The 26,140-nt window shown below is 31.4% G+C and carries 26 protein-coding genes; 8 read left to right on the top strand and 18 right to left on the bottom strand.

The window, feature by feature from the left end:
* Nucleotides 1-211: 211 nt before the first annotated feature.
* From Q0828_RS23140 to Q0828_RS23125, 4 genes are all read right to left on the bottom strand, one after another.
* A complete protein-coding gene (locus Q0828_RS23140; RefSeq protein WP_298427395.1) occupies nt 212-835 on the bottom strand; it encodes a hypothetical protein in 624 nt (207 codons plus the stop codon).
* Between the two features lie 72 nt (nt 836-907).
* Nucleotides 908-1,555, bottom strand: coding sequence for a hypothetical protein (locus Q0828_RS23135; RefSeq protein ID WP_298427390.1), 648 nt, complete (start codon nt 1,553-1,555; stop codon nt 908-910).
* A 168-nt stretch (nt 1,556-1,723) separates the two neighbouring features.
* A complete protein-coding gene (locus tag Q0828_RS23130) occupies nt 1,724-2,815 on the bottom strand; it encodes a lipocalin-like domain-containing protein (RefSeq protein WP_298427388.1) in 1,092 nt (363 codons plus the stop codon).
* Nucleotides 2,816-2,956: 141 nt separating this feature from the next.
* Nucleotides 2,957-3,196: a hypothetical protein gene (locus Q0828_RS23125; RefSeq protein WP_298427385.1), complete on the bottom strand. Its 240-nt coding sequence runs from the start codon at nt 3,194-3,196 to the stop codon at nt 2,957-2,959.
* Between the two features lie 224 nt (nt 3,197-3,420).
* Between Q0828_RS23125 and Q0828_RS23120 the strand changes: the two genes are divergently transcribed.
* Nucleotides 3,421-3,687 (top strand): helix-turn-helix transcriptional regulator, encoded by a 267-nt coding sequence (locus Q0828_RS23120; protein ID WP_298427382.1) that lies wholly within the window; start codon nt 3,421-3,423, stop codon nt 3,685-3,687.
* Between the two features lie 536 nt (nt 3,688-4,223).
* On the opposite strand, the gene Q0828_RS23115 is transcribed toward Q0828_RS23120, so the two are convergent.
* From Q0828_RS23115 to Q0828_RS23095, 5 genes are all read right to left on the bottom strand, one after another.
* Complete coding sequence (locus tag Q0828_RS23115) at nt 4,224-5,273, bottom strand: serine/threonine-protein kinase (RefSeq protein WP_298427379.1); 1,050 nt, start codon at nt 5,271-5,273, stop codon at nt 4,224-4,226.
* 1 nt (nt 5,274) lies between these two features.
* Entirely contained in the window at nt 5,275-5,742 is a 468-nt protein-coding gene (locus Q0828_RS23110) for a hypothetical protein (RefSeq protein ID WP_298427376.1), read from the bottom strand.
* A gap of 235 nt (nt 5,743-5,977) precedes the next feature.
* Nucleotides 5,978-6,520: a hypothetical protein gene (locus Q0828_RS23105; RefSeq protein ID WP_298427373.1), complete on the bottom strand. Its 543-nt coding sequence runs from the start codon at nt 6,518-6,520 to the stop codon at nt 5,978-5,980.
* Nucleotides 6,521-6,691: 171 nt separating this feature from the next.
* Entirely contained in the window at nt 6,692-7,339 is a 648-nt protein-coding gene (locus Q0828_RS23100; protein WP_298427370.1) for an SLATT domain-containing protein, read from the bottom strand.
* A gap of 440 nt (nt 7,340-7,779) precedes the next feature.
* The gene (locus tag Q0828_RS23095) at nt 7,780-8,175 is read right to left on the bottom strand and encodes an HU family DNA-binding protein (RefSeq protein ID WP_298427367.1); all 396 of its coding nucleotides are present in this window, start codon (nt 8,173-8,175) and stop codon (nt 7,780-7,782) included.
* Nucleotides 8,176-8,898: 723 nt separating this feature from the next.
* Between Q0828_RS23095 and Q0828_RS23090 the strand changes: the two genes are divergently transcribed.
* Nucleotides 8,899-9,021, top strand: a complete 123-nt coding sequence (locus tag Q0828_RS23090; RefSeq protein WP_298427364.1) for a hypothetical protein — start codon at nt 8,899-8,901, stop codon at nt 9,019-9,021.
* Between the two features lie 170 nt (nt 9,022-9,191).
* Here Q0828_RS23090 and Q0828_RS23085 read toward each other — a convergent pair whose 3' ends face one another.
* Nucleotides 9,192-9,758 carry a PAS domain-containing protein gene (locus tag Q0828_RS23085; protein ID WP_298427361.1) on the bottom strand — a complete coding sequence of 189 codons (567 nt, stop codon included), beginning with the start codon at nt 9,756-9,758 and terminating at the stop codon, nt 9,192-9,194.
* Nucleotides 9,759-10,115: 357 nt separating this feature from the next.
* Here Q0828_RS23085 and Q0828_RS23080 point away from each other — a divergent pair, with 357 nt between their 5' ends.
* Nucleotides 10,116-10,847, top strand: coding sequence for a class I SAM-dependent methyltransferase (locus tag Q0828_RS23080; RefSeq protein WP_298427358.1), 732 nt, complete (start codon nt 10,116-10,118; stop codon nt 10,845-10,847).
* On the top strand, nt 10,844-11,515 hold the full coding sequence (locus Q0828_RS23075; protein WP_298427355.1) for a ZIP family metal transporter: 672 nt from the start codon (nt 10,844-10,846) through the stop codon (nt 11,513-11,515). Before Q0828_RS23080 ends, Q0828_RS23075 begins: the two co-directional genes overlap by 4 nt.
* A gap of 9 nt (nt 11,516-11,524) precedes the next feature.
* Here the strand turns inward: Q0828_RS23075 and Q0828_RS23070 are convergent, their stop codons facing one another.
* Nucleotides 11,525-11,824 (bottom strand): hypothetical protein, encoded by a 300-nt coding sequence (locus tag Q0828_RS23070; RefSeq protein WP_298427351.1) that lies wholly within the window; start codon nt 11,822-11,824, stop codon nt 11,525-11,527.
* Between the two features lie 39 nt (nt 11,825-11,863).
* Nucleotides 11,864-12,280 (bottom strand): MerC domain-containing protein, encoded by a 417-nt coding sequence (locus tag Q0828_RS23065; RefSeq protein WP_298427348.1) that lies wholly within the window; start codon nt 12,278-12,280, stop codon nt 11,864-11,866.
* A gap of 72 nt (nt 12,281-12,352) precedes the next feature.
* On the opposite strand from Q0828_RS23065, the gene Q0828_RS23060 reads away from it, so the two are divergent.
* From Q0828_RS23060 to Q0828_RS23050, 3 genes are all read left to right on the top strand, one after another.
* Nucleotides 12,353-12,730 carry a transcriptional repressor gene (locus Q0828_RS23060; RefSeq protein ID WP_298427345.1) on the top strand — a complete coding sequence of 126 codons (378 nt, stop codon included), beginning with the start codon at nt 12,353-12,355 and terminating at the stop codon, nt 12,728-12,730.
* Nucleotides 12,731-12,926: 196 nt separating this feature from the next.
* A complete protein-coding gene (locus Q0828_RS23055; protein WP_298427342.1) occupies nt 12,927-13,355 on the top strand; it encodes a DUF4268 domain-containing protein in 429 nt (142 codons plus the stop codon).
* 181 nt (nt 13,356-13,536) lie between these two features.
* Nucleotides 13,537-14,280, top strand: a complete 744-nt coding sequence (locus tag Q0828_RS23050) for a TlpA disulfide reductase family protein (protein WP_298427340.1) — start codon at nt 13,537-13,539, stop codon at nt 14,278-14,280.
* A 47-nt stretch (nt 14,281-14,327) separates the two neighbouring features.
* On the opposite strand, the gene Q0828_RS23045 is transcribed toward Q0828_RS23050, so the two are convergent.
* Both Q0828_RS23045 and Q0828_RS23040 read right to left on the bottom strand, forming a co-directional pair.
* Nucleotides 14,328-14,912, bottom strand: a complete 585-nt coding sequence (locus tag Q0828_RS23045) for a hypothetical protein (RefSeq protein ID WP_298427337.1) — start codon at nt 14,910-14,912, stop codon at nt 14,328-14,330.
* A 4-nt stretch (nt 14,913-14,916) separates the two neighbouring features.
* Nucleotides 14,917-15,408 (bottom strand): RNA polymerase sigma factor, encoded by a 492-nt coding sequence (locus Q0828_RS23040; RefSeq protein WP_298427334.1) that lies wholly within the window; start codon nt 15,406-15,408, stop codon nt 14,917-14,919.
* 286 nt (nt 15,409-15,694) lie between these two features.
* Between Q0828_RS23040 and Q0828_RS23035 the strand changes: the two genes are divergently transcribed.
* On the top strand, nt 15,695-17,581 hold the full coding sequence (locus Q0828_RS23035; protein WP_298427331.1) for an FAD-dependent oxidoreductase: 1,887 nt from the start codon (nt 15,695-15,697) through the stop codon (nt 17,579-17,581).
* A 116-nt stretch (nt 17,582-17,697) separates the two neighbouring features.
* On the opposite strand, the gene Q0828_RS23030 is transcribed toward Q0828_RS23035, so the two are convergent.
* From Q0828_RS23030 to Q0828_RS23015, 4 genes are all read right to left on the bottom strand, one after another.
* Nucleotides 17,698-21,315 (bottom strand): T9SS type A sorting domain-containing protein, encoded by a 3,618-nt coding sequence (locus Q0828_RS23030; RefSeq protein ID WP_298427328.1) that lies wholly within the window; start codon nt 21,313-21,315, stop codon nt 17,698-17,700.
* Between the two features lie 134 nt (nt 21,316-21,449).
* Complete coding sequence (gene umuD, locus Q0828_RS23025) at nt 21,450-21,890, bottom strand: translesion error-prone DNA polymerase V autoproteolytic subunit (RefSeq protein ID WP_298427325.1); 441 nt, start codon at nt 21,888-21,890, stop codon at nt 21,450-21,452.
* An 11-nt stretch (nt 21,891-21,901) separates the two neighbouring features.
* On the bottom strand, nt 21,902-23,167 hold the full coding sequence (locus Q0828_RS23020) for a Y-family DNA polymerase (RefSeq protein WP_298427322.1): 1,266 nt from the start codon (nt 23,165-23,167) through the stop codon (nt 21,902-21,904).
* Between the two features lie 135 nt (nt 23,168-23,302).
* Nucleotides 23,303-25,798 carry a zinc-dependent metalloprotease gene (locus Q0828_RS23015; protein WP_298427319.1) on the bottom strand — a complete coding sequence of 832 codons (2,496 nt, stop codon included), beginning with the start codon at nt 25,796-25,798 and terminating at the stop codon, nt 23,303-23,305.
* Nucleotides 25,799-26,140: the final 342 nt, after the last annotated feature.

The following is a 26,140-nucleotide window of genomic DNA, read 5'->3' as shown; positions in this document are numbered from 1 at the left end:
GCTTCTTGAAGATGACAGCTAAAACTAAAAAAACAAGAAACACCAACGCTGCTATAATTTGAAAACGAGTATAATCACTCACAAAAGAAGTGAATGACTCCATAAAGCCTGAAAATTTATTTTTTCTTTTCATAGTGCATATTCTTATGAAATATAAGTGTTGAGAAAATTAGAAACGTTACAGGAATACTATTCAAAATACAATATTTAACTATATGGGCATTGTATCTGTGATAACAATAGGTTCGTACTTTTCTTTTTTGACAATATGAGTAAACTCTTGTAAAATACTTTGGAGTTGCTGAACAGACTGTATAGTTTCATTTTTAGTATTTATTTTTTTTGTGAATGAACTCGGGCTAAATTCAATATTACTATACTCATAATCCATTGCTTTTTGTACATATTCTTTCGTAGTTAAATGACTTGTACGTCCGTAAATAGTAAAGGTTGCTATTTTTGGCTTATTAATTTCTACATCAAATACTATTTGACATTCATTGATTTCGGCAATATGTGCATAATCTACTAAGCTATTATGATTAGATTTTATTACTTTATGTGTAAAACCAATTGTTTCTAGTGCAGAAAAAGGTTTTTTAGCTAATATTCTTTTTTTGTATCTCCTTTTGCGAAACCAATCAAAACTCCAAACAGAAATTATAAATAAAGGCAATATAATTAAAGTGAAACTATATATAATAAGCATCCACTTGCTCGTAATTTCAGCATAAAAGAAATATACATACAGAGAAAATAATCCAGAAAGAATACCGCTAATCCAAAAGAAGGCTTTTGTTAAAAATGATTTGTTTAGGGCTAAGAGTTCGTTCATACAGTTTCTTTGTATATATGTACTCAGAAGGTTTTGAATGTTACAATTTATTAATGACTTTGAATAGTTACTTTACAGTTTAGTTAAGTCTAATTTGAACTCTTCAATGTCTTTATAAATATTTTTAATGACGCTTTTACTTTTTCCCCAATCAAAAAGTTGTCCTTTTATCTTTGCGTCAACACGTACTTCAATTTCCTCTTCATTTTCTTTTAAAGAAACTACAACTTCTCCGCCAAAGGTTTTCATATCTGAAGGAATTTCTCCAATGAGTATCATTCCATTAACGGCTTGTTTGGCTTCAATTAAAGGATAATTGTTCTTTGCTAACGAACAAAGTATTTTTAGTAACATTTTCTGTATTACATCTGTGTAATGTACTGTTTTAGATTTCCCCGTTTTTACACCAAGTCTTTTATATATTGGAAGTGATACTTCTGCTACTTTTTTCAAGGAAACTCCAGTTAAAGGAGAAAATATAGTATCCATTTTATGAAGAAAATCATCTGCAGAAATACTTTTTTTAGATTGTGCTAAATAATGTTTAATGACATCTTGAACTTCCGAATTTTCTACCACTCGTTTCAAATCTTTTTCTTCCCACCAATTCTTAACAATTAATCCATCAATTTCACTTTTATGAAGTCCTTTAGTACCACACTCCGAACAGTATTTCCCTTTTATTTCTTCTTTGCATGCTGGGCAGTATACATCTTCCATAAAAAAACAGTTTTAAATTAGCCACAACGGGTTGGGTCAAAATTACTAAAAGAAAGTAAATCAAAAGGAGCTTATATGATTTGTTTTTATTTAATGCAAAAAGCGGGACATCTATATAAGAAATCCCGCTTTTAACATCTTTTATTAAATACTTACTATGTATCCCTATTAATTTGTTTGCTCAAGCCATGCCGTACCTGAAACATCACTAGTAACACCATCTAGTGTTACTGTGCCTGTTACAGATCCTACACCTTCGTATACGCCTCCGTCAAACACTTGATCAGGGAATAAAGTTTTCACTACAAATGAACCAAGACCTTCAACTTCAACAGATACTTCTGTAAAATACTCCTTACCTTCTATAGTTGTAGATTTGGTTGGTTTCAATTTTGTTGGAACAAAGAACGATCCACCTTCTGCACTTACTTGAACAGTAGCTACTCCTGAACTAGTTTCGTGTAGTACTGGTGTTTTCATTGAATAACTAGAAATCGTAATTCCGTTGTCCAATTGCATATCTTGTAAAATCCACTTCACTCCTTTTCCATGATTACCAAATTTTCCCCATTCGTGATCCATCCAAGTTACGCCCGTTACATTATGTATTTCTGGAGTCCCATTTTCAGGAGTAATTGTAATAGTACCATTTGCTTGTATACGCGTTAACGAAAAGTAGAAATTGTTATCGTACTTTATTGGTTTTGGCGGATTTGGCGCTTCTCCAGTTCCCCAAACAAAAAATGGTTTTCCTTCTTGAGAAAGTGTCAAATCAAACGATACTGTTGCTTTGGTAGCAGCATCATCTAACGATGCCTTAACTTTCATATTCTTTGTTGGCTCTGTTGCTTCAGGAGCACTCATTGATACATCTTCTAAGTTTACTTTCCAAGGTTTTGACGGATCACTTTCTGCCCAATCTTTTGATACTGAAAATGTTGATTTGGTTTCGTGATAGTGAACTCCATTTTTTACATCTGTAAGCATTACTTCTGTAAAACCTAATGGATAAAATGCAGCCGCATTAATTTCAAATCCAAAAACTCTACCTGTAGCTGTCTTTAATGTTCCAATATGCCACCACCACTCTGTAGAACATCCATTTGGATTAGCTGTATCATACGTTGGCGTATGTAAATACATATCATTTGGTAGTGAAACTTTTGGAGCTGGTAATTCAACTTTGTGTTCAGGAACATTTTGTATATGACTGCGATTATGCCCTCTTAATGGTCTTTTTTGTTGTGCTGTTGTACTCATAACTTTTAGTTTTTGGTTTTCCTACTCTATTATTATTGACTTTTCGGATTCCGTCGTTGTTGTAACAAAGGTGCGTTGAATACGAAATTTTGAATAGAGAGAAATTGCCTACTTTGCAAAAAAGGATAGAATTAACCATTACTACGTACTTGTACGCACTAAGTACTCCAAGGATTTTATATAATAATCTCCGTTGTCATTATTATACTTTTTTTGAAATTCTTGTAATGACGCTACTAAATCATTGGTTAATATAAAGAAGTACAAATAGTTTTTAATGTTCATTTCGGTTTCAAAACTGTGCTTGTATTTGGCAAGTTCTTGCTTTATTTCTTTTAATTCGGCTACCAATTCTTTGTTTAATTGCTGTTGTGTTGTCATATGATCTATTAAAAAGCGTTAAATATTTAGTATTACTATAATAATTACACTTCAAATATAAATATTACTTTTATTTAATTCAAGTTAAACTATAATTTTCACTAAATTTATTTAGTATCTCTATAATTTTAATACTTTTACATGAAACTATAATTTTTGATAGATTTATATACGTATCTCTATAATTTCCGTAGTTTTACCTTAATTATTACAGATTATAACGCATGAATATTTTACGACTGAAAGAAGTTTTAAAAGAAAAAGAGATTACCGGGAAAGATTTAGCCGAAAAAGTTGGCGTTACGCCTGCAAGTATTTCTAATATTGTTCAAGGGAATAGTTTTCCAAAACCTGAGTTATTAGTAAAGATTGCCAAAACACTAGATGTAGATATTCGCGATTTGTTTTACCCAACAAAAGAAGAAGAAAACCCAACCGAAGCTTTACAAAAAGTGATTGATGAGCTGGAGAGGATTAAGGGGAAGTTGTAAGATTGTTTTGACTGTGAAGCACTCGTTACAAACGAGCGCTAGAATCGCTTATGTTTACTTTTTAAATTTACAAGCATTATTCTTCAATTATTCTACGAAATACATTTTCAAAATAGCTTTCTTTTATAATATTATGAACGTTTAATTAGTTTCTAGTTTTTTACGTGCAGTTAACGTTGTTGTATATGGTTTGTTGCGTGTTTTAAGCACTAAAGTTAGCAAATAAATCACAGATAGAAAGTCCGCGAGGATTTTCGTAAGTAGGCGAGAACTAGCAATAAATTATATACGGTGTTACCCAACGTAATTTATTTCAGTTTCTTTGTTTTATCAATTGGTTTTACTTGAGAATAACCGTTTTTTTCAGTCCACACGGAGTTATTTTTCAAATCGATGGCACCAGATTTTTTAATTCTAGAATGAATTGAAGAATTTGAAAAAGGGTTTGAAAGTTCCCCTCTAGTCAAATTTTTATTAGGATTATATGTTGTTTTATTTACTTTCATTGAATAAAACTAGACTACAAATTTACGAAATTAATATGACTTCAGTATTTTCTTCAGTTCTGTTGTGGCTTTTTGAATTGTTAAATTAGTTCTAAAATCTCCGTTTACTCTTGTTCTATTTCCAGAACTTTTCATAGTCTTGTATGTCTCGATATTAAAAGAACCATTATTATTTATTAACGAAATATCGTATGTTTTATTATCCATATCTAATTCCCATTTATTACCATTAGGAATTGTACTTAATTGCCAATCCAAATTCTCTTGAATTTTTGAAAGTTCATTTAAAAGTTCAATTAGATTGTTATGTCTATCAGATGGATTAACAGAGAGAGCTTTTCTTATCACATTTCTCAATTTTTGAGGAATATGAGGTAAGAAGAAATTTCTATCAGGAAAACTACCTGATGTGATTAAATTATCCAATTCTGCTTTCGATGTTATGCCAGCAAGTTGATTTTTAAAAATATTAGAACCGTTACAAATTCTATACAAAGTTAAACCAGCGTGATAAATATCTACTTGAATGGTAAATTGATTAGTTACAAGACATTCAGGTGCTGTATGTAAACTGTAAAATTTATCTTGTTCGGCAACTCTGTGGATATTTGTAAATTTTGCTAAACCAAAATCAGTAACCAATGCTTCATTAGAATCAGATATTAAAATATTAGTTGGCTTTATGTCAAAATGTATTAGTCCTTTTGTGTGAATATGATTTAAACCAGATAAAAAATCTATAGAATATTTAAGAATTTCTCTAACTGTTAAAAATCTTGTTTTCGTTAAAGATTCTAAAGAACCTTTACCATAATGTGGCATTGCAATATATATATGGTCATCATCTTCGCAAGAATAATTTACTGTAACGATATTTTGATGCTTTGAAGTATATAAACACTTAGCCTCTTTGTAATAATCGTTTGGCGAATTAAAATCTGCTTTAGGTATTCTTTTTATTACAATATCTGCATCAAATTGCTTATCGTGTGCTATGAAAACATCAGAGTTTTTCCCTTCTGCACCGATGTTATTTTTTAATTCAAAATTTAGGGTAGCTTCTCTTAGTCCTATGTTCATTTTATAAATTTAATGCAGCAAGTGCTGATAATACTGATTCTCTTTGTGTTTCATTATTTTCTTGAAGAAATTCTAAATTGTATGGAATACTTTCTCCTTTTATAATTTTCTTTAAATCTCCATTGTTTGAAAGTCCCAATAATCTCGAAATTTTTGAAATATTACCTCCGAAATATTTTTGGACAGAACAACTTGAAAATAATTCTTGGATTATAGCTTCTATGGATATTCTTTCAATGCTTAACCTTTGAGCGTTGCCCTCTGTAACTTTTATTCCAGCTTTTGTAACGTCATATTGATTTATAATATCAATTATGGTTTTCCTAACAAAGTTAAGTCTATCAGGTATTTCTAATGATAGAGGTAAAATCAGTTTATCTATGGTTATAACATTGTTCTCCTCTACATTCTGCTCAACAATCGCAAAATATATTTCTTTTGGTGTTGCTCTAATTCCTATTGATTTCATTTTTTTGAGTATGGTTGGTCTTATGTTGGGTAACGTTCTGTGCATGGACAGTAGGGCAGATTCGAAGCACTTCACTTTCGGTTTACCACTAAGCCAAAACAAATGTTTTTACTTTTAATTTTCTTTTTTGTTAAACGTCAAAACTTTGTTTTGGCGTTGCCTGCTCAAAAGAACAGGACTTTCAATTTATCTCTAAATGCCTTATTGGCTATACACCTTGTTGGCAAGTCGTTTTTTATTCTCTACTAAATATTTCTGCTCCACCAGAGCCAAAGATTCCAAAGTGTTTTTCGTTTGGTGAAAATCCATATGTCAATGTGAAATTTTCCAATCTTTCTAATTTTATTAAATCAAAGTTCTTCCAATATTGAGGTTCATTTTTTCTGTCTCTGAAATTTCGAAGCCCAACAATTTGTTCTCCAATTCCAAGGTGAAATGAATCCAGATTCCATTGGTCTGAGGTTATGTGATTTCCGTTTCCGCCTCTTAATCCAAACACCTTTATGGTTTGATTTAATTCATCAATTGTAAATTCAAGATTGTCTTTGGAGAACTTTGACATTGCTGTGTTTTCTTCATCTCGATTCCTTATTTCTCTTTCTCCTGTTAAGGGATTAGAAATAGAGTATCCATCAGAGGATAGAAGAAATATTTTGTTATCAATTGTCCATCCACCAGCTATTATTCCAGCCGCAGAAATCACTGTACGGTTTCCCCAAGGTTTTTGAGGCTCTGTCAAGTGGTCAAATAGATTGCTTTTTGTTTTCTTGAATATCATTTTTTATGCTTGCCAACGTGTGTATAATGAACATATGTTCATTATATGACATATGATTTTCTTACAAATCTAAGAGATTCTTAATAAGTTGAAGAATTTACATAAAAAGAAACTACTGTTTTTAATAGTCTTATTACTTATACAGGCTTTTTATAGATGAAATCATATTATTCAAATTACTTTAATAATAATTATTATAATTGGAATTATAACAATCATTATTGTATACCAACCATAAATTCCCCAATTATATTTCCTTTTAATTTTTTTTATTTCAGAAGTAGCAATTGTATCAAAATAATCTAAATTACTCACTCTAAACATATTATAGTCGATCGAAGAATGATTTTGATAATTTTTAAGAACAATTTGATATCTTTCAGATAATTTTTTACTAAAGACATAAGCTTCGTAATCAGTTGGTTTTTTCTTTAATGTTTTAAAAATCCGTAATTCATTATACAATTCAGATAATTCAAGTCCACAATCATGAAAAATTCTTGCATTCAATTTATACTCCTGAGAGTTTTCAAATTGACTTACCACTAAGAGTAATATTGAAAGAGCTGTAATAGCATAATTAATCAAATTTTCATTACTATTATTATCAATACTATAAACAGATATTAAACTAGCGATAATTAGATAAGCTGATATTATTGCTAAAGTAATGTTTGATAGTTTTGCTTTAGCTCTCAACCTTTTATCTGCTTTAAATCTTGCGCCTTTTGTTGACCATATTTTGTAATTCAATTCTTCTAAAAAACTCTTTTCTAAATATTTTTTAGGTCCAGTAAATTGATTTTTCTCTTTACTCATTTTTTAGCTATTTTAAATATATTTAATGAATAGTATTTTACATATCTTCATATTACTAAACTTTATAAACTGCTTCAATTATATAAACATCGAAACTACCTAATACCAAACTCTACACCTTACGGAAAACCGTAACTAACCATATATTTTCAATAAAAGATTTAAGAAAGATTACAGATACTAAGGCATCTCGACTGCGCTCGATGTGACAATTTCATGCCTTCTCGCATACCCTATAAACACTGGGCTTTGAGAAGCCCTGAAAAATGTCTTGATAAAATAAAATTTTGTCTTGACATTTTGTACAAAACATCAAGACAAAAAAAAATTCTATCTTGGTAAAATCTGTAAAAGATTTAGATAGAATTTTTAATCAATAAAAACAAGGAGTCGGTTTCCTCCTATTTTGAGTCTTTTTTTAAACCTGCAATTTGCAATGTTTACGTAGTAGACTCTCCTACTTTTTCATAGCGCAATGCTTTTAGCATATTCTTTAAATTTGCACTAGGTCTAAAAATTATTTTTCCCTTCTCTATGCTTGTTGCCGTTACTTCTGCAGCCGTATCTTTTCCTGTACTGGATACATTGATGGAAAAACTTCCTAAATCGCCCAAACGAACCATGTTTCCTAACTCTAATTGCTTTTTGGCTACATCTACTAAGCCTATTAGTACGGCATATACATCATTACGACGTACGGTAGATCCGTCGCCAACTAAGTCGGCTAATTCGTTTAAGTCCAATACACTTCCTGTTACAGAGCTTGGATAATACTTTTCTGGTGCTGATAAATCCCTTGGATTTTTACGCGTAATAGTTTTAAATTTGATAGACATATGTTTACTTCTTTAAATTAATATTAGCGATGTTCTGTGCAGATCGCTTCTTTTGTCTGGTACGAATATCTAATAGTTATTTTGAATTTGCATACTGTTTTGCATAAGCGTAGTAAATACTTCATAAACGTCGTGTTTTTAATTTTTTACAACTAAGAAGAAACTTTGTAATGCTGTTGAAGTGATTACAGAAAAGTATAAGAAGGAAGTAGTTGTGCTCATAAAAAAAGCAGTTTATTAAAAAATAATAAACTGCTTGCGTTTGGAATATGTTATACGTATTAACCTAGTTTTATTCATTACCGTGCTTTAACAATAATGAAACGTACAAACTCCAAATCGGAAATCACACCAACTATATCTAGTATTTTTTATATTCTTCCGTAGGTAGTATGTATATGATTGTTGTTTTTCATGACTACTACTTATAGAACAATTAAAAAAGTGAAATTCCCATATACATATTGTGTACAACGTAGTTTTAACATTATGTAGCGTATGTATTTGATAAAAAACACATTCTCCTACTATGTACCACACTGATAACCAGTGTTTTTATGTTATAAAACTAACCCTCTAAATAAAAAAGTTATGCCACATCATCCATAAGGAACAAAAGGTTGAACCAAGTTAAACGGATATCAAGCTGTTTGGAACCCAAAAGTAGATTTAGGGAAGTTCTATTTTATTGATTTTAGAAATAAACGTAAAGAAACTCCATATATGAAGGAAGAGAATTTTGCATGCGTGATTGATATTTTACGTAATGAAAGTCCTGTATACGGAAACGCTAGTACAGGTTTAGTTACTACAGCAAAAGAAGATGTTGGAAAAGAAGAAAGCTAAACACTTTTCTTAATATATGTAAAAGAAGAGCTTGTCTAATAGGTTAAAAAAAATAGTTAAGTCAAAACTTATTCTGCATCTTACAACAGCTGATTGTTCGTTAGGTAAGATTCTGAATCAGGTACAGATTGACGTTTTTAACTACTTTTTGGACAGCTTTTTTTTATGTGTTATACAACTTGCTTTTCAAATGCTATGAAATGTGTAGTTTCATTGTTGTATAATGGTATAATGTTTACTTCACAGGTATACGGTGTTTTGTCCTTTTTGTGATTTATGATGATTTCTTTGAAAGGCTTGTTTTGCTTAATTTTTTGTCGAATTCTGTTTTTAGTTTCTTGAGAGGTTTGCTCACCTTGTAAAAAGTTAGGTGTTTTGTTTAAAGCAAATTTTTGAGAATATCCCGTCATGGTAGAAAACCCTTCATTAACCCATATAATGTTTTGGTTAACGTCTGTAATGATTACTGCTTCATAGTCATGCTCAGAAAATACCAAGTTTAAATCGTTTTGCCAATTGTATTTTTTAGCTAAGTTAGTTACTTGCTTTAGTTCTACATTCTTCTTGGCTCCTTGCAACATTTTATGGTAGTTTTCCATATAAATATCCCAACTCATTAATGGCATAGTTTTGTAATTTATAGATTGAATTTCCGATGTTTTTTGAGCATCTTTTTCATTAGCTATATTGGATAAGTATATATCCAAACCTGCCATATTGTTGAGATTGTCTTTCATAGTATTTTTTGAGTAATGTGAGCAATTTTCTTTTTCCGTTGCTAAAACTATAGGAATATTAGCTGAAATCAAAGCTATAGGAGATGATTATTTGTTTTTTCTATACAGTAAACACGTTATATGTTCGCTATTTTTGAAATTATTTCACCGTTGTCACGACTACAAAAGCGCAAAATATGTTAATTTTGCAATCTATTAAATGTATTGTTTAGTAGAAAACTGGGTTAAGGATAGAAACAGCATCCTTTTTAGAACATTGAGCGAAGCTAAGATGTACTAAAAAGATAACGTTGAAAGCCTGACCTTTGCTACACTGAACGCAGTAGAAGTGTACAAAGGAAACCCTAAATTAATAGTATGCAAAAAGAAGAAACAACTTGGTACGCATCGTGGTTTGACACACCGTACTACCATATTTTATATAAAGATAGAGGCTATGACGAGGCAGAAGCTTTTATGAAACACCTGGTAGAGTTTTTAAACTTGCCAGAAAATGGTACTATTTTAGACCTTGCCTGTGGAAAGGGAAGACATTCTGTGTTTTTAAATAAAATGGGGTATGATGTTACGGGTGTAGATTTGTCGCCCAATAGTATTGAGTTTGCTTCGCAGTTTGCCAATGATTCTTTGCAGTTTGAAGTGCATGATATGTGTAAACCGTATCCAAAGCAGTTTGACGCGGTGTTTAATTTGTTTACAAGTTTTGGCTATTTTGAGCACGAAGAAGACAATTTGCGCACTATAAAATCTATTAAAACCGAGTTGAATGAACAAGGTTTTGGTGTGATTGACTTTTTGAATGCTGATTTTATTATTGATAATTTAGTAGAAGAAGAGATTAAAGAGGTAGATGATATTATTTTTCGCCTGCATCGTTATGTAAAAGATGGTTTTATTTATAAAGATATTCGTTTTGAAGCCAACGGCCGCAACCATCATTATACCGAAAAAGTGAAGGCTTTGACACTTAAAGATTTTGAATCGTATTTTACGACGGCTGGTATTGATTTATTAGCTATTTTTGGAGATTATAGTTTAGGAAAGTTTAATAGAAAAACTTCCAATAGACTTATTATGATTTTTAAATGATGCATTACATACTTCCTATTTTAGCCGTTGTTCTCGGTTTTGTTTTTGTAACTATTTTTCGCCCTAGTGAAAAGAAACACATGAAGTTACTACTTGCTTTTAGTGGTGCTTTTTTATTGGCAATTACTATTTTTAATTTGTTGCCTTCAGTGTTCAGTGAATATAAAAGTAGTTATGGTATTTTTGTAATGGCAGGAATTTTGTTGCAAATTTTCCTAGAGTTTTTCTCTAAAGGTGCCGAACATGGACATGTACATATTCATAAAGATAATAGTAAGTTTCCGTGGTTGTTATTCTTTAGTTTGAGTATTCATGCCATTTTAGAAGGTTTCCCTATGCATCATCACGATCATTTGGTGTATGGAATTGTAGTGCACAAAATACCTATTGCTATTATTTTAACGACCTTTTTTTATAAATCGAAAATATCTAAAACACTTATATTCGCTTTCTTGTTTTTGTTTGCCTTAATGACGCCGCTTGGTAGTTTATTGTCTGAACAATTGACTTTTTTAGAAGTGTATGAAAATCAAATTACGTCGTTAGTTATTGGTATCTTTTTACATATATCTACTACGATATTGTTTGAAAGCTCAGAAGGTCATAAGTTTAATTTGACAAAGTTATTAGTCATTATTGCTGCAACAGCTATTGCGTTTTTTGTGTAATACATTTGTCTATTTTTGAATGATAGACTTGAAGTTTTGAAGATCTTCTAACTCGCCTCCGATGACATAGAAATACGTTTTATTTTCATCAAAATTCAACGCTTCTTCTATGTATACAAAGTACGATTCTAGTTGTTTTTCTACTGCTTGCTTAGGAAGTTTTTCTTTTTCAAATGTAATAGCAACAGCAGTTCGGTAAGTAGAAAATCCTTCAACATCATTTAAATCATTATAAATTCCGTCTTCAATTAGTTGATAATTTGAAGAGTTTTGAAACTTTTTAAATGGTATGATGTTGAAATTTTTCATTTTATTGAGTTCATAACTAATCCTGATAAACCTATAGTATTATATAGGTTTTTTGGCATGTACTACACAACATTTATCTTCTTGACATTGACAATATTTCTTATTGTATAGATGAAGAAATACTAAACCTATAGCAGGAAGATAAATAGCATACTCAGGAATAGAAAACCATCCTAGTTTTTCATTTATAATAATAATGCACAAACACAGCCATGTGATCCACAAAGCGGATTTCATCCATTGTTTGCTAGTAGTCCTACTTGACCAATAGATAGCAATAAACGAAATAATGAGAAAGACAAAGTCTAATGTTTTCCACCAAAACGGCGCGGAGACATCATGGCTAATTGCGTGTGTCTGTACTAGAAATAGGAACGGTGTACATACACAATGTAGTAAACAAAGACTACTTGTAAACGCTCCTATAACATCTGGATTACTTTTATTTAAAATCATACTTAATGCAACTTGGTTGCAAAAGTAATTAATATTTTTGTTAATGCAACTATGTTGTCTTAAATTTGTGTTATGGGAGTTATAAGAAAAACAAAATCGGTAGAAACTTTATTAGCTATTTTTGAAAACAATAAAGATGCAGTTTCTGCTGTACAGCTAATTGATCTTTTGAAAGAAAAGATGAATAAGACGACCATTTATAGAATTTTGGAACGTTTACAAAATGATGGTATTGTACACTCTTTTATGGATAAGGACGGACTAAAATGGTATGCAACCTGTCACGGTTGTTCCGCTAAACAACATATTGATATACACCCACATTTTCAATGTCAAAATTGTGGAAAGGTTGATTGTTTGTCTGTTGATATTAAGATTCCTATGATTCCGAATAGGCAAATAAATTTTTCTCAAGTATTACTTATTGGGAAATGCGAAAGCTGTCTTTAATTACTGCACTTGTATCCGTTTTTTAGATTTTTTAATACAGTACGCTTCTTGTGTATTATTTACAAAAAAGAAAGTTATTTTTGCGTACAAATAAATTCTGCATTGCACTTTGATAAATTCAGTGTATAGTGTGGAATGAAAATAATACTTAATGATAGATTCCGTGCTAAACACGGAATAAAAAATTTTATTTTTTATGTTTAGTAAAGCAGAATCAAGAAAGTTACGAGAAGATTTTTGGATTTCTTTTGGAAAGTCATTTCCACGCAAGTGGATTTTGTATAATACAAAGATTCGCGATTTTTCATTTAAGTTTTATTTTGATAAGAGAAAAGCAATGGTTTCGCTTGATATTGAAGATCAGAATATTGAAAATCGTATTAAGTATTGGGATAAGATGATTTCATTGAAAACCATTTTTACAGACGAGTTTCTTCCGGATGCTATTTTTGCTGAAGATTATGTATTGGATAACGGAAAAGAAATTTCAAGGATTTATATAGAAAAACACAAGGTATCTATTCATAATAAGAATACTTGGCAAGAAACGATGGTGTTCTTGTATGAGAACATGCAAAAGTTTGAAGCCTTTTATTATGAGTATGAAGATTTTATTAAAGCGTAATTCCGTCGCTGCTCAATCTATTTTGTTTTCAACTTCACTTCTACTAAACTCAGCGTAAACGCCTATAGTACTTTAAATGATTAGATTTCTTAGAAATACTTTGCTGTAAAATTGCAAGTTGGCTTAAATTATTTGATGTATATTGAAGTATTATTTGCTGTTGAATCTCCTAATTATTGCTATGCTAAAGAAACTCGTTACACTTACTATTTTTATTTTTTGTGTCCATACTATTCATGCACAAGCATTTTATAGAACGAAAACTGGGAAGAAAACTTATACAAAAGCAGCCTTAGATAAACGTATTGAAAGTTTGAATATTGCTACAAATTCGAAAAGTAGTACTATGACCGCTACTACGAGTTATAAGATTATCAACACAATTAAAAAAAAGGATTCTGTTATTCATATTATTAAATATGAAATTGATGCTAAACCTAGTAGAAATGAACGTTTATATAAATTAGAACATAAACCGTTTCCTGATTTTAAACTCCGAAATGTAAACGGTAAAAAAGTTACAGAAGAAGATTTAAAAGGTAAGATAACCTTTATTAATCTTTGGTTTGTAAATTGTGTTCCGTGCAGACGCGAAATGCCACTCTTGAATGTATTGCATAAAAAATATAAAGACAAAGTTGATTTTAGATCAATTACTTTTGACTCTAAAGAAAAAGTAACTCAGTTTTTAAAAACTACTACCTATACTTTTGATCATTTGGTAAATGCAAAATCTTTTTTAAAGAAAGATTTAGGAGTACAAGCCTATCCAAAGATTATTATTGTAGATAAAGATGGCGTTATTCATTATATCGGCGCAGGAATTCCTCCTACTTTTGACAAAAAGACGAAGAAAGTACAAGATTTTACTGAAAGTGATCTTGTTTATTTAGAAACGCTTCTTGATGAATTACTTAAAAAATAATCTTTTAAATTAAGAATAGGTAGTTAGCTTTACATTACGCTATAACTTTACGAATTATTATTTTCTAAATCTTTAATCAAGCTTACTATTTCTTTTTTGTTAGCATCCATGTTTCTTTTATTTATAATGTAAGCAATGACAAAAAGAATAATGGTTGCTAGGTGATAGTAAATTCTATTTTTATCAGTAATCTCAAAATTAAAAATTGTTCCCTTTTCATACAATCCAAGTAAAGCTATATTTAAGGCTAGTATCATGATAAACATATATAGTAATAAATGTTTTGTTTTGAAATTCATCTTTTGGGTTAATTTTTTAATGAAGTCATGATTATTAAAGCCCGATTCATCAGTAATCATTCTATAATTAGTTTTGTATAACGGAATTAATTTTACAGCAATACCTATTGTTATTAATATATAAGATAGTAAGTAGAATGTATTTGCTAATAATTCGGATAGTAATAATGTAGAAGCTACTGCAAGTACTAGTAAAGCAGTAATGAGTTTTACTCTTTGAAATTTCGCCTTTTTCTCAATTTTATTTAATCGTTCTATTAATTCATTTGTGTTTAATGAGTTTACTTTTTGTTCTTTCCACATACTTTTCCATTTTAAAATTTGTTCTTCCATTTTCTTATATTTTCTTAGCTAATGCTTTTTTAATTCTATTAATTCTTACGCCAACATTAGAAACACTAATTCCCGTTATATCAGCAATTTCTTTATAACTAATATCTTCTAATACTAAACTCATGATAATTCGGTCAATTTCCTTTAAGGAAGAAATTGCTTTGTATAATTTTTTAATTTGTTCTTGCCCAAAAAGAGAAGCCTCTTCGTTGTTTTCTATTTTTAAGTTTTCAGGAATTAAGTTGGTATGCTTCTTTTTTAGTTTGTTAATTTTACTTCTTGATAATAGCGCTGTATTTGTGGTAATTCTATACACCCAAGTATTGATAGTGCTATCACCTCTAAAACTATCTAAACTGTTCCAAATTTTGATTAAGACTTCTTGAAACAAATCGTCTGCATCAGCATTGTTTCCCATAAAACCTAAACAAAGACGATAGATTTTATCTTTTAAACCTTCATAAATTTCTTTAAAATATTGCTCTTTAGTATTCATACACAACTGTATTCATTTTGGTATATTTAATACATTCTATTTTCAATTTCATATGTGTAATTATTGTTGATTTATTCTTTAGAGTCTTAATTGAATTATTTATTACACTTTTGCACAACTTTTTTATTACTGCCTATTTCTTACGATACTTAAAATTTGAAAGAAACCTTATACATCTTTTTAAACAACTCATTAAGTTAGTATTATTCCTACATATTGTTGTTTTTTTTAATTAACTTCATTGCATATTAATACCATATTATTTAACTACCAAAAAACTAAAATCATGAATGAAAATGAATTTTCTTCAACAATGACCTTTTTACGAAAAACCGATAAAAATGGTGGTGAACTTGAAATGTATACTACTAATTGGGATAAATCACAAATTCTAGAACGAAAAAGTGGCTCCTCACTTATTGCAGATACAATAGGCGAAGGAGAAGAAGTTGTAGTGCTTGGAGCTGGCGTAGCAGGATTGTCTATAGCGTATGAATTATTGAAACACACAAAGTATAAAGTAACCGTTTTAGAAGCATTAAATAGAGTTGGCGGACGCAGTCTTACCGTTAGACCTGGCGATAGTTTTACAGAGAATCCTGAAAATAAACCCGGAACAAGCTATACACAAACCTGCAATTTTACTGTAGAAGATATGTACAATTTGCCATATTTAAATTGTGGTCCAGGACGTATTCCTTCTGCACACAGAGATGTTTTAAACTATTGTAAAACATTAGGTGTAAAGCTAGAGGTGTATGTAATGCAAAGCAGATCGAATGTAGTATACGATGGAAAAGCATTTACAGACGGAAAAGGAAACCCTAAAACGATTGTGAATCGTAGGCTAGCAAATGATCCAAGAGGATATTTTTCTCAGTTTTTATATGCGTTGCCTGAATTGTTAAAGGTGATTGAAGAAAGTAAAGATGCTACGAAATACGAAAAGTTTTTAAGTTTTATAAAGCCATTAACGGATGCTTTAGAGAAAGAAGAAGGCAATGAAGCTAAGTTTAAAGATTGGTTGAAGAAGTTTGGCGATTTAAGCGAAAGCGGAATCTTTGAGAAAACATCACGATCTGGCTATACAGAACTACCTGGAAAAACCATGTTGGGTGAAGAAGAGAATATTATTCCTAAACTTGATTTTACAAAGATGTTAGATTCAGCGTTCTGGAATTTGAGCTTTTATCAACCCGATGATTTTCTGTGGCAACAAACTTCGTTTCAACCTGTTGGTGGCATGGACATGATTGTTAGAGCGTTGGCTGTTGAAGTTCAAAAGTTAGGCGGAACTATTATATTGAACGCACCAGTAACTAAGATTATTAGAAAAGAAGAACAATATATTGTGAGCTATGCACAAGGAGATGCCAATGCTACGATTACTGCTAATAAATGCTTTAGTAACATGCCTATTCCATTGTTACAAGATAAGATTACGACTGGCTTGTTTACAAATCCTGATTTTGAGAAAGCCTTGCATATTGTTTTTGATCATAAAGATTTTTTACGTCCGACAGTAAAAGTAGGTTGGCAAAGCAAACGAAAGTACTGGCAAGATCCTGAAGATAAGAATACAGTTCCTATTTTTGGAGGAATTTCTTGGACGAAAAATCCAATGGTACAAATGTGGTATCCATCAAATGATTATCATCAAAATTTAGGAATTTTGACTGGCGCTTATAATTTTTCAGATAATGCTATTAAATGGGGAAATCAAGAACCACAATGGCGATTGGATGCAGCAAGAGATGGTGCAGAACAATTACACGGACCGGCATTTGCAAATCAATTAGATCATGGATTAACAGTAGCTTGGCAAAATATTAAAACACAACGCGGCGGCTGGGTTGATTGGACAAAGATTGACGATCAAACAAAAGATCCAAATTTGAATTATCATGATATTCTTCGTATTCGTAAGCGTAGCATTTTAAAACGTACAGAACACGCACCGCATGAATCTGCAGAATGGGTTTATAATACATTACAAGAAGGTGATCGTGGTTTTTATATTGTAGGAGATCAACTTTCCTCGTTACCCGGTTGGCAAGAAGGCGCTATTGCATCTGCCTTGGTGGCTTTTGGACTTTGTGTAAAAATGAAAGGCTTTGAAGCACCAAAATTACGTCAGGTTCCATTTACCGCTCAGTTAGTGGAAGGAAGGTAGTGTATGAGTTAGCATATAAAGCGTTTCCAAATTTTATATTGTGAAATGTAAGAAATCACTTTTGAAACTAATATAAATCTTAGGCTTTCAAAAGTGATTTTTTATTAGTTTCTCTTTTACTTTTTTATAATTTTCTTTACAGTACTTCCTTGATTAGAATTTATATTTAAGAAGTAAAGTCCGTCTTTCAATGTTGCTATAGAGAGTTCAATCCTTGTATTTATTGTTGTTGGTTGGTATGTTTTTATAATTCTTCCATTTATATCTGTAATGGATATATTTTTTATTGGGAATTGAGAGTTTACATATACAACATCATTTGAAGGATTTGGATATATTTGAAAAATTGCTGCTTCGAAATCTTCTGTAGATAGTGATATCACAATTTCAGTAGTTACAGTATTTGTTATAATTGGCAGATTGAAATCGAAAAATATGGAAGCTGAATTTCTAAAGATAGTTCCAACACTCGAATTTGGTCTTGGCTTTATTTTATATGCAATATATCCGTGAGATTCAGGCTCGTTGATTGTACTACTTGCTAAGTTGATGTTTTCAAATGTAAATACTGTTTGTATACCATCTAAAATGTCTATACGTCCATTATGACTCATTGATTCTACTTGTAAGGTAGTTAAATCTAATCCTTGATCAATGATATTTTCTACACGTACATTAATTGCTGAAGCTGTTCCAACATTTTGAAAACGAATAATATAATGTAAATAATCATCTGCCTGATCTACTGTAATTTCATCACCTTCCAATACTACAATATCATTAGGATCGTATGATCCTATGAGAGTTTGGACTAATTCAAATGTATTGTTGTCAGGTGTAGCATCACTAGTTGTCGGGTTTATAGAAACTGTCGTAGTTAACAATTCTCCAATATTAGTTGTTGGAGGAGGCAATATATTTGTGTTGATGGTAATTGTTCTTGTTTCAAAAGGTAATAAGTCAGAAAAATTAAATGTCAATGTATCACCTGTTTGCGTATCTGGTGAAGTTGACGCCATTATAAAGTTCATCATTGCAGCATCAAAAACTAGTGTTACTGTTCCGCTTGCAGGCTGAGTTCCTATATTTGAATATACCAATTCATAAGAAGTATCAAATCCGGGACGTGTTTCACTTAACGGATAGAGTACTACATTTAAATCATCGGCTTGATTGGTTGCTGTTATACAAAAGTTAGCCGTATCATCTGTATTACTAGAACCATTAAATGAAGTAGTATGAGTAACAGGTGTTGCTACAAAATAATCAGGAAGTCCTATTGAAGCAGTAGTTGATACATTTCCTTCACTTACTGCTATCTCAAATGTTCCGTTGGCATCTGTAAATGTGGTAAAGAAAGCGTTATTCACTGATGAGTTTACAAGTAGGTTTGTAACGGGATAATCATTTATATCACATCCATCATTATTGTAATCATAGGTTACGGTACCACTAATATGATTTTCTAATACACCTAAATTTGCCAGCCAAGCTATTTTCCCTTCTCCAGTACTAGGATGATTTTCTGAAAATAAAATATCCATTGTACCATTGCCATCGAAATCGCCCGTAGTGATATCACTTAAAGTCATCTGATCCGCTATAAGATTTGGAAATGTAAATGTTCCGTTATAATTTTTAAAAATTCGTACTTCTTCCTGATTAACTCCAGACAGGAAAGACCCTACAATGTCCATATCATTATCACCGTCAATATCAATTACTTCTAAGCTTCTGGTTAAAGGAGCTTCAACAATAACTTCCATCTCTGAAAATGTTCCTTGTCCGTCTGTATTTTCATATTTTCTAATAATCCCATTAGAGTTTGCCCCTACAAGATCTATGTCCGAGTCTCCTTCAAAATCTAAAGCTACTATGTATTTCATAGGATTATTTGGAACAATTATTTGTGGTGTACTAAAAGCGCCTTGTCCATCGTTTTCATACCAAGAAAATGGTGAATTGATTATAATATCTGCGTCTCCATCAGTATCAATATCTGCTACTATCATTACATAAACATTATTAAGTCCATCGGAGATAATTTGTGCAGCTGAAAAACTTCCTAAACCATTTATATTTTCATACCAAACAATACGTTTATTTATAATATCTACCGCAACTAGATCAGTATCCATATCTCCATCAAGATCAGCACTTTTTAGTATTCTTGTATTGTTAGAAACATCAGAAACAATTTGTTCTGTAGAGAAGTTTCCTGAGCCATCATTTTGGTACCAAGCAATTTTATCATCAAACGAAGATGCGGATACAATGTCCATATCAGTATCTCCATCAATATCAACAGCGATTAGAGATTTAATACCATTTGATGAAGCAGAAATGATTCGTTTTTCTCCAAAGTTCCCCAATCCGTCTGTGTTTTCATACCAAGCAATTTGATCATAATCATTAGAAGCAAATACTATATCATCATCGTTATCGCCATCAATATCTACAGAAAGGACTTCTTCTATATCTTCGATATCATTTATAACTCCTTGAGCATTTCCATAGGTTCCTGAGCTTACTTCATATGGATTCCAACTAAGTTCATAGCCATCTACTCCAGTGAATACCAAGTCAGGATAGTTATCTCCATTAAAGTCATTATAATTAAAACGAAAATCTCCCCCAGAAAAGCGTATAAAGCCAAGTGTTTGCTCAATTGCATATGTTCCTTGCCCGTCTGTGTTTTCGTACCAAATAATTGCACCTCTATTGGAATTAATAGCAGAAGCAGGTTCAAAATCACGTATTACGACTACCATATCTAAATCGGAATCATTATCTACGTCATAAGCACTTGCAACTCCTGCAAAATCCATTATTGAATTGGCAATAGTTTGTCCAAAACTGAAATTTCCTGAACCGTCATTTTTAAAAGAAACTATTCCGTCAAAAGTATTTTGTCCATATATATCCTGATCGCCATCAGCATCTAAATCTGCTGCTTTGACATAAAGTAATCCTCCAAATATATCAGAAACTAATTGCTCAGTACCGAATGTTCCTTGTCCGTCTGTATTTTCTAACCAATATATATTAGAATCAGGGCTTCCGTTTGTATTGTACAGTATATCTACATCTGTATCTCCATCAAGATCAACTGCCACAACTCCTATAAATGCTGTGGTACTTGAGAAAGAAGCATTTGTTATGAGTTGTTCTGTTCCGAAAGTTCCTAGACCATCTGTGTTTTCATACCAAACTATTTTTCCGCTTACTGCTGCTGTTACAATGTCCAAATCAGTATCTCCATCAAGGTCTTCCATGACAATTGACGATTCTTTACTAAGTCCAGATCCAATCAATTGTCTTGCGCCAAAATTTCCCTGTCCGTCTGTATTTTCATACCAAGCTACTAAATAATCCATGCTTTCATAACCAATCAAAACTATATCCAAATCAGTGTCGCCATCAACATCTTTCATTTGTATATCTTTTACTCTGCTTATTGTATTATCAATTGGGTGCTGTGTGGTAAAAGAGCCATTACCATCTGTATTTTCTAACCAAAATAATGGTTGAGATTTAGGTAATAAATCAATATCTCCATCACCATCAAAATCTGCAGCATATGAAGAATTGAGCATATATTCATTAGTAAAAAATGTAGTTGAAATATAAATGTTGTTGGTTTCATCAACCGTATTTTCTTGAAATGTGATTTGTGAGATTACTTTGGAGGTAAAACATGTAAGTAATAGAAGTAAGAGGTAACTTTTTTTCATAAAATCGGTAATATTAATTAAGTAATACTATAAATATAATACGAAAAATCACTACGTTCTATATATCTAACCTTTAATTCACAGAATCATCATATTTTTAACTTTTTAGATCCTTGAAAGTTTTTTAATACTCTTTATACTTTTTTAATGACGTAGGTTACAATTCCCCAAATAAGCAATTGCTTATCTTTTGTTACTTTAATAGGTTTATAATTATCATTTGCAGGCATTAGATAAATGCATTCTTTTGTTATTTTAAGTCTTTTTACTGTAAATTCTCCATCTACATAGCAAACCGCAATTTTTCCATCCTTTGCAGGAATACTTTTGTCTATGACTAATAAATCATTATTGTCCAATCCTGCATTAATCATTGATTCACCACTTACACGTGCATAATAGGTTGTATTTACATCATTAATAAGTTCTTCATCTAAACTGATGCGTTTATTTTTGAAATCGTCTGCTGGTGATGGAAACCCTGCCGAGATTCCTTCTGATACAAATTCAAGTTTTATTTTTCCTTGGATAGATTTGTAAAACGTCAATGTTTCGTTTTGCTTTTCCCTTTTCATCTTCTTTCGTATTAAATTGTTTTACAGTTTAATGTAATGATATCACTAAATTTTGTTGTGTATTCTGGTGATAAATGTGCTTGTCGCATTTTCCAAGTCCGTTGCAGATCTTGATTTCCTAGTTTTATTTTTCGACCATGATATTTTTCATTTAGCGCGTCCATTGTTGCCATAAGTTGTTTATGTTTTGGATCTTCATTTTTGAATAAATCGAGTTGTAATGCATTTGTTTTTATTAATCCCATTAGTATTACTCCTGCTCGTTTGTACTTAATGCCTGGTTTGTAGATATCTTTTAACGCTTTTTGTGCATATTGATTGATTACTAATGTGGAATTAGTGGCATGTGGCAAGGTTAGTAATCTTTTAGCACTATAGTGTGAATCTGCTCGTTTGTTTCGATCACTTCTTAAGTACACCAAAACGATATTGCATGAAGAGTTTTGCATTCGCAGTTTTTCTGCGCAACGAGAAGCAAAGGTTGCAATGCGTTCTTTCATGTTTTCTTTGTCTGAAAATGTAAATTCAAAACTTCGTGTTGTTGCAATTGCTTTTTTGTTTTGTAATTCATCTTCTAACAGAATCGTAGGTTCGCCTTCTAAATCTTTTTTTAATCGCAAACCAACTATAGACATGTTTCGTTTGACCCAATCATCCGTGAGTTTCGTGAATTCATAGGCAGTTTGTGCGCCTTTCAGTTGTAGACGTTTGGTATTTCCAAATCCAATTCCCCAAATATCTTTTACAGGAAGCCATTTCAATAGTTTGATTCGTTTTGTATCTGTATCTATTACATAGTAACCATCTGTTTTTTTTGGAAATTTCTTTGCAATATTGTTTGCTGCTTTTGATAGTGCTTTTGTGGGTGCAATTCCGACACTTACAGGAATTCCAGTACATTGATAGATATAGTTTTTTATAGAAAAACCTATTTTTTGATAATCATCAGATTCTGGTAATTTCAAGAATGCTTCGTCTATACTATAGATTTCTACTTCTGGGGAAAAGTTTTCGAGTAGTTTCATTACACGTTCACTCATATCACCATATAAAGAATAGTTAGACGATCTAATTTGAATATTTTTTTGCGTAATGATTTCTTTGTACTTGAAAAGCGGTGCGCCCATAGGAATTCCTAACGCTTTTGCCTCTCTACTTCGAGAGATTACGCAACCGTCATTATTAGATAGTATTGCCAAAGGCTTGTCTATCAACTCAGGATCAAAAGCTCTTTCGCACGAAGCAAAAAAACTATTACAGTCAATTATTGCATACATATATTAAGGGGAAAATGTATATAAAATTAAGTGTATTTATAATCTTTCTGAAAAGAATATAATAGTTATTCCTGTCTTTGCAGTATAAAAAAAGCAGCTCGAAAGCTGCTTTTTATAATGTATGTGAGAAATATATTATTTAGGATCTAAAATCGCATCTATACGTTCTACAATATCTCTTAAGTGTATTTTACTCATTTGATCACTTGTACGAGAAACGGCACTTCTGGCATTTCTTTTCAATGTGTTCAATTCTGCTCTTACTACAGCACGTAAATCTGATTGACTTGTATTAAGTGGTGTAAATTTCACATAATCACTACTACGTCTTGGTCCTCTTGGGCTATCAGCAGTCATTAAATAAGCTAACCTATCAACGTACGCTCTTTGTAAGTTACGACGATATGCATCAATATTTTTACCTGAACGTAATTCTGTCCAAACACCATTACGTAGATCACGCATCATTTCTAAGATAGAATATGCATTATTGCCGTTTAATGTTTCATTTTCCATAACACGCGCTAGTCTACCTAAACTTAAAATTCTGTTTAAAGTACGTACTTGTGTTCCTCTAATTCTTTCTGTAGTTCCTGAATATTGTGTTTTACTGAAAATTTCTTTGTCCAATAACCATTGTTGAGTTTGGAATAAGTTTTCATTGATAAACTTCAAAGCTCTCTTTTGATCTGCTTTGTTTACATGTGTATATACAGCTCCTTCTTGATCGTATGTTTTGTAATGTTCGTAAACTCCTCCAATATTTGAAGAAACATGTCCCATGTAACGGTTATACTGCCCAAGAACTTGTCCATACATTGTATTTAAATCGTCATATGTTTTACCATCTTTGGCAGTCCATTTGATTAAGTTAGGAACAATTCTTTTTAAGTTTTTGATTCCATAATCACTAGCTTTCATAGCATCATCTCCTAAATCCTCAGTTTGAGAACTTGGATCTACTACATCTCCAGCTTGCTGATGTCCAAATCTGTACATTGGATCACCTGCTTTGTCTAGAATCCATTTATCAAGTGTTTTCTTTTCGTCATTAGCTGTTTTTGCGTCTAATATTGGACGATATCCCCAACTAATTGAATATTTATCATATGGTCCGATATTTGGCATTAATGCAACACCTTCATCTCCTGGTTGTGCTACATAGTTGAAACGTGCGTAATCCATAATAGATGGTGCTGTACCATATTTTTTAGTGAATTCAGCACTTCTTAAGTTTTCAACAGAATATGCAACACTACTTCCCATATTATGAGGTAAACCTAATGTATGACCTACTTCATGAGAAGATACAAAACGAATTAAACGTCCCATAACTTCATCTTTAAATTCTAATGTTTGTGCATCTGGGTTGATTGCTGCTGTTTGAATAAAGAACCAGTTTTTTAATAAACTCATTACATTGTGATACCAGTTAATATCACTTTCCAAAATCTCTCCACTTCTTGGGTCACTTACGTGTGGTCCATTTGCATTGGGAATTGGAGAAGCTAAGTAACGTACAACAGAATAACGTACATCTTCTGGGCTCCAATCTGGGTCTTCTTCAACTGATGGTGGATCTTTAGCAATGATTGCATTTTTGAATCCTGCTGCTTCAAAAGCAATTTGCCAATCTTCAATTCCCTGCTTAATATATGGCTTCCATTGTTCTGGCGTTGCTCTATCTACATAATAAACAATCTGTTTCTTAGGCTCAACAAGTTCTCCTCTTTTGAATTTTTCAATATCTTCATCTTTAACTTCTAGTCTCCAACGATCTAAAAATGTAACGCGCTTACTTTTTTGTGCATTTAATCCATAATCTACTTGCCCACGAGCAAACCAACCTACACGTTCATCAAAATAACGTCTTTTCATTGGTTTCTTTGGTAGTAAAATCATAGAATTACTCATTTCAACAGAAATAGATCCCACACTTCCATTTGATGGTGGAGCTCCTGCATTATAAGTTTTTACATGTCTTGTTTCAATATTTAAAGGATAACTCTTTAATTTATCAACATATGATCTAGAAGCATCTAATCTTGAAATTTTGTATTGTCTTCTTCTAAACTGAGGAATACCTAAAGCTTTTACATCTTTTGAAAATAAAGGCGTAACTTCAATTACTGTATTTAGTGAATCCTTACTAAATGCTTTAATAGGGAAGGAATATAGAATAGGTTCGAAGTTAGAATTGACTACAGCTTCATGAACAGGTAAAGAATCAGCTGCCACTACATCATGTGAAACTACTCTTAACAAAACTTGTTTTCTATTCTTTTCCCAACGAAGTACTTGTGTGTTTTGCTTTCCTCCTCCGAAACCAAGCCCTGAAGCTGTTTTTGCTATTCTTGTAACCATTAACATTTCTCTATTAAAAAGAGAATCTGGAATTTCATAGTAGAATTTATCATCTAACTCATGAACGGTAAATAAACCTGGATCACTTTTAGCATTTTTTGTAATTACCTTACTATAAGGTTGGATTCCTCCTTTTTTAGGTCTTTTCTTAGGTTTAGCTGATGCTACTGCTCCTTTTTTACTTGCCGAAGCTTTTTTAGCTGTAGAGCAAGAAGTCACAGAAATTAACAGTATTCCCAATAGAAATAGTGGTATTTTTCTTAACATAGTTTGGATTAATTAGTTCGACTGTGAAATTAATAATAAGCCTAGACTAATAAGCTATTAAGACACTATTTTAAGATATCTTTAACTAGAATTTATGATTATTGTAACTGATTCAAAATATCATTTGTTATATTTTATGTAATTATTTAAGATTTCGTTATAATGTACTTTTACAGAAGATTATAATACTCAGGAAGTAGGTACTAACTTGTTAGAAGATAAAAATCGTTTAGTTCATTTTCCACAAAAGAAGCAACCTATAAACTTTCAGAGTTTATAGTAGTCCTTACAAGTACATCCCTTTCTTTGCTTTTTATCCAAAAACAAAACTATGACATACAA

This window comes from uncultured Kordia sp. (assembly GCF_947496985.1).
Classification (GTDB): Bacteria; Bacteroidota; Bacteroidia; order Flavobacteriales; family Flavobacteriaceae; genus Kordia.
This window is presented reverse-complemented; position numbering and strand designations above follow the sequence as displayed.

Excerpts from the sequence above, each read along its gene's own strand:
- Q0828_RS23045 (WP_298427337.1), bottom strand. The coding sequence starts at position 14,912 with ATGGAAGAACAAATTTTAAAATGGAAAAGTATGTGGAAAGAACAAAAA.
- Q0828_RS23090 (WP_298427364.1), top strand. The coding sequence starts at position 8,899 with ATGAAGGAAGAGAATTTTGCATGCGTGATTGATATTTTACGTAATGAA.
- Q0828_RS23095 (WP_298427367.1), bottom strand. The coding sequence starts at position 8,175 with ATGTCTATCAAATTTAAAACTATTACGCGTAAAAATCCAAGGGATTTA.
- Q0828_RS23120 (WP_298427382.1), top strand. The coding sequence starts at position 3,421 with ATGAATATTTTACGACTGAAAGAAGTTTTAAAAGAAAAAGAGATTACC.
- Q0828_RS23130 (WP_298427388.1), bottom strand. The coding sequence starts at position 2,815 with ATGAGTACAACAGCACAACAAAAAAGACCATTAAGAGGGCATAATCGC.
- Q0828_RS23030 (WP_298427328.1), bottom strand. The coding sequence starts at position 21,315 with ATGAAAAAAAGTTACCTCTTACTTCTATTACTTACATGTTTTACCTCC.
- umuD (WP_298427325.1), bottom strand. The coding sequence starts at position 21,890 with ATGAAAAGGGAAAAGCAAAACGAAACATTGACGTTTTACAAATCTATC.
- Q0828_RS23085 (WP_298427361.1), bottom strand. The coding sequence starts at position 9,758 with ATGAAAGACAATCTCAACAATATGGCAGGTTTGGATATATACTTATCC.
- Q0828_RS23110 (WP_298427376.1), bottom strand. The coding sequence starts at position 5,742 with ATGAAATCAATAGGAATTAGAGCAACACCAAAAGAAATATATTTTGCG.
- Q0828_RS23015 (WP_298427319.1), bottom strand. The coding sequence starts at position 25,798 with ATGTTAAGAAAAATACCACTATTTCTATTGGGAATACTGTTAATTTCT.
- Q0828_RS23100 (WP_298427370.1), bottom strand. The coding sequence starts at position 7,339 with ATGAGTAAAGAGAAAAATCAATTTACTGGACCTAAAAAATATTTAGAA.
- Q0828_RS23035 (WP_298427331.1), top strand. The coding sequence starts at position 15,695 with ATGAATGAAAATGAATTTTCTTCAACAATGACCTTTTTACGAAAAACC.
- Q0828_RS23115 (WP_298427379.1), bottom strand. The coding sequence starts at position 5,273 with ATGAACATAGGACTAAGAGAAGCTACCCTAAATTTTGAATTAAAAAAT.
- Q0828_RS23080 (WP_298427358.1), top strand. The coding sequence starts at position 10,116 with ATGCAAAAAGAAGAAACAACTTGGTACGCATCGTGGTTTGACACACCG.
- Q0828_RS23040 (WP_298427334.1), bottom strand. The coding sequence starts at position 15,408 with ATGAATACTAAAGAGCAATATTTTAAAGAAATTTATGAAGGTTTAAAA.
- Q0828_RS23125 (WP_298427385.1), bottom strand. The coding sequence starts at position 3,196 with ATGACAACACAACAGCAATTAAACAAAGAATTGGTAGCCGAATTAAAA.
- Q0828_RS23135 (WP_298427390.1), bottom strand. The coding sequence starts at position 1,555 with ATGGAAGATGTATACTGCCCAGCATGCAAAGAAGAAATAAAAGGGAAA.
- Q0828_RS23050 (WP_298427340.1), top strand. The coding sequence starts at position 13,537 with ATGCTAAAGAAACTCGTTACACTTACTATTTTTATTTTTTGTGTCCAT.
- Q0828_RS23075 (WP_298427355.1), top strand. The coding sequence starts at position 10,844 with ATGATGCATTACATACTTCCTATTTTAGCCGTTGTTCTCGGTTTTGTT.
- Q0828_RS23060 (WP_298427345.1), top strand. The coding sequence starts at position 12,353 with ATGGGAGTTATAAGAAAAACAAAATCGGTAGAAACTTTATTAGCTATT.
- Q0828_RS23020 (WP_298427322.1), bottom strand. The coding sequence starts at position 23,167 with ATGTATGCAATAATTGACTGTAATAGTTTTTTTGCTTCGTGCGAAAGA.
- Q0828_RS23065 (WP_298427348.1), bottom strand. The coding sequence starts at position 12,280 with ATGATTTTAAATAAAAGTAATCCAGATGTTATAGGAGCGTTTACAAGT.
- Q0828_RS23140 (WP_298427395.1), bottom strand. The coding sequence starts at position 835 with ATGAACGAACTCTTAGCCCTAAACAAATCATTTTTAACAAAAGCCTTC.
- Q0828_RS23055 (WP_298427342.1), top strand. The coding sequence starts at position 12,927 with ATGTTTAGTAAAGCAGAATCAAGAAAGTTACGAGAAGATTTTTGGATT.
- Q0828_RS23105 (WP_298427373.1), bottom strand. The coding sequence starts at position 6,520 with ATGATATTCAAGAAAACAAAAAGCAATCTATTTGACCACTTGACAGAG.
- Q0828_RS23070 (WP_298427351.1), bottom strand. The coding sequence starts at position 11,824 with ATGAAAAATTTCAACATCATACCATTTAAAAAGTTTCAAAACTCTTCA.